This window comes from Hallella faecis, from assembly GCF_018789675.1.
Taxonomy (GTDB): domain Bacteria; phylum Bacteroidota; class Bacteroidia; order Bacteroidales; family Bacteroidaceae; genus Prevotella; species Prevotella faecis.
In genome coordinates, this window is the sequence record NZ_JAHKBE010000113.1 from 1 (window position 1) to 2207 (window position 2207).

The following is a 2207-nucleotide window of genomic DNA, read 5'->3' on the forward strand; positions in this document are numbered from 1 at the left end:
ACAGTTTTGGGTTAGCATCTGCACGGCCTACTCCACAGGGTTTGTCGGGTGCGCCTGAGTTACGCAACGTATTTTCACATTATTATCGAGGCACAATTCTAGGCTATTCAAATACAGCGGTATTACATAAGCACCGCTGCATGTAATAAACAATGTTTAGGGGAAAACAGAAACTATCACATCCCATAATACACCTCACGATACCACGCAACCCAATCTTTTAGACTGCCATCAATTGATGAAGCATAAATCAGTTTATCCGACGTGAAACTATTGAATTTTGGTGAATAGTCAGTCAGCTTAGCGTACTCAGACATTGATTTACCGAGGAAGTGGTTTTCTGGATGATGAACAACTGAGAAATAGACATTTTTGTATGTCCCTTCTTTCTCCAATACCATGGCAAGCAGTTGGTTTCTCCACAACTGGTTCATACCTCCACGGAAAGGACAACCCTTGCCCTCATAGGCTTTTACGTAAAACTCAGCGCCACCATCCTTCATGATGTTCCAATAGTTATACTTGCACACCCTGTGATAATAGCAAATATCTGGATTGTTCAGAATATCCTCCATTGAACACGACCTGCATTTCGCCTTGCCCTCCTCATCATTGCCCTTGCTCTTATAACCGCCACAGGCAGTGAACTCCTGCTCAGTCAGTTTATGTTCGATAAGCCATAGGCAAAGTTCATCATCTGTATTGTAGTATGCGATGGCCACATCACTGTCCGTACCCGCCTTTTGGAATGGTCGCCCAGCAACCCTTTTGACTTCTCGTCTGTAGAGTCCCAAAACTCAAATCGATAGCCGTGGAACAGCTGTTCCTTAGCCACGCACTTGAAATCCTTAGGACAAGCCTCAATACTTTTGAGAATGTCATTCACGGATTCAGACTCCATGATTGGAACAAACAAGTTGACGCAAGCCGTTTGAGAACTTGCCACATGCTTAAAAGCAAAGATATGCGGCGTGTACTTAAACTCACTGTTTTGGATTTCCTTAACCGTCTCTCTGATACCATCGTATAACATGGCAGGAAGCTCCTCGTCCCAATACTTCTCAGGCAAGAACCAGGGATTTTCTTCGCCCTTGTATTTGCCGCTATCACGAGTGATATGCCTCTCTTTGTAATCTACGAGACAACCGTAAATCTTCTTCTTCTGAAAATCTTTATATTCTTCCCCCATATTGGATATATTCTATGTATTAGTATCTGTCACACCATTCCCATAGCGCCTTCATCTCTTCGGCCGTCAACAATTGGTCACGTTTCCAACCCTCCATTCGGTTATACTCCATAATATACGCCAAGAAAAAATGATTGGAGTCTTTACCCCAGGCATTGCCTGAGATTCTATAAAGATGAACAAACCTCTTCTCCATTGGGATATCCTTGCTATCCAATCTTTTGGCATACTCTTCCAATGGCGGACAATCATGAAGGTCAATCTCATCAAAATCATAATTGAGCCATGGGTTTTCGTAATCTTTTTGATATGTCTTAGGATTCAGTCCCCAGTAATACAATGAACCTTTATTAGCGTGAACAATCAGTTTGGGGTCTATCCGTTCGATTTCCTCCTGCGTCTTCTTCAGCAGAAGCATTCTCAAGTCATTGTATGGACGAAGAATCTTCTCGAATCTAAGTTGACGGCTTTCTTTAAGAGGAAACAGGTCCAGATATCCCATATGATTTTGAACCAAATCAGAGTCACGACCACCGAACTGCTTGTGCTTTTTCGCCCAATATCTGCTCCTTCCTTGGTCTTCCGCATTAGAAAAGACGAAAAAGATATTGCTCTTATCATTCTTTTTTTCGTTGAACGAAGGATTAATACCATTCAATAGTAACCCACGCCTGTGTGTATTCTCACAAACGACAAGTCCCCTCTTGATCAAATCGAGAACATCTCCATTTTCCATACGTGTTCTCTCTTTCCATTCATTGATGACATTATTATATGCATCCAATAGTTCTATGTGTCCCATTTTATTATATGTACCCGTTGGCGGAATTAATTTAAGTTGATAAATATGAGTAAAAGGTTGTATATATCGCTGATTTTTAGTAACTTAGTGGTGCTCAAAACATTAAGTTCAAACCATCGTATGTACAACCTTTATACAAAATTCGTCAAAATACTTGAGATATGCAAGCAATTCTCTGAAAATCTCGTCAATGAATCTGGTAATGTTCCACGTCGT

At 41.2% G+C, this 2207-nt stretch carries 3 protein-coding genes and 1 pseudogene; 1 reads left to right on the forward strand and 3 read right to left on the reverse strand.

The window, feature by feature from the left end; translation table 11 throughout:
* Window positions 1–176 precede the first annotated feature (176 nt).
* From KM934_RS13230 to KM934_RS12635, 3 genes are read right to left on the reverse strand one after another with little or no spacing between them, the layout of a single operon-like run.
* A complete protein-coding gene (locus tag KM934_RS13230; protein WP_394369509.1) occupies window positions 177–722 on the reverse strand; it encodes a PGN_0703 family putative restriction endonuclease in 546 nt (181 codons plus the stop codon).
* Window positions 659–1189, reverse strand: a complete 531-nt coding sequence (locus tag KM934_RS13235) for a PGN_0703 family putative restriction endonuclease (protein WP_252345008.1) — start codon at window positions 1187–1189, stop codon at window positions 659–661. Before KM934_RS13235 ends, KM934_RS13230 begins: the two co-directional genes overlap by 64 nt.
* 19 nt (window positions 1190–1208) lie before the next feature.
* On the reverse strand, window positions 1209–1991 hold the full coding sequence (locus tag KM934_RS12635; RefSeq protein WP_215760963.1) for a hypothetical protein: 783 nt from the start codon (window positions 1989–1991) through the stop codon (window positions 1209–1211).
* A gap of 45 nt (window positions 1992–2036) precedes the next feature.
* Between KM934_RS12635 and KM934_RS12640 the strand changes: the two are divergent.
* Window positions 2037–2207 (forward strand): annotated as a pseudogene (locus KM934_RS12640) (IS982 family transposase); the annotation flags it as partial.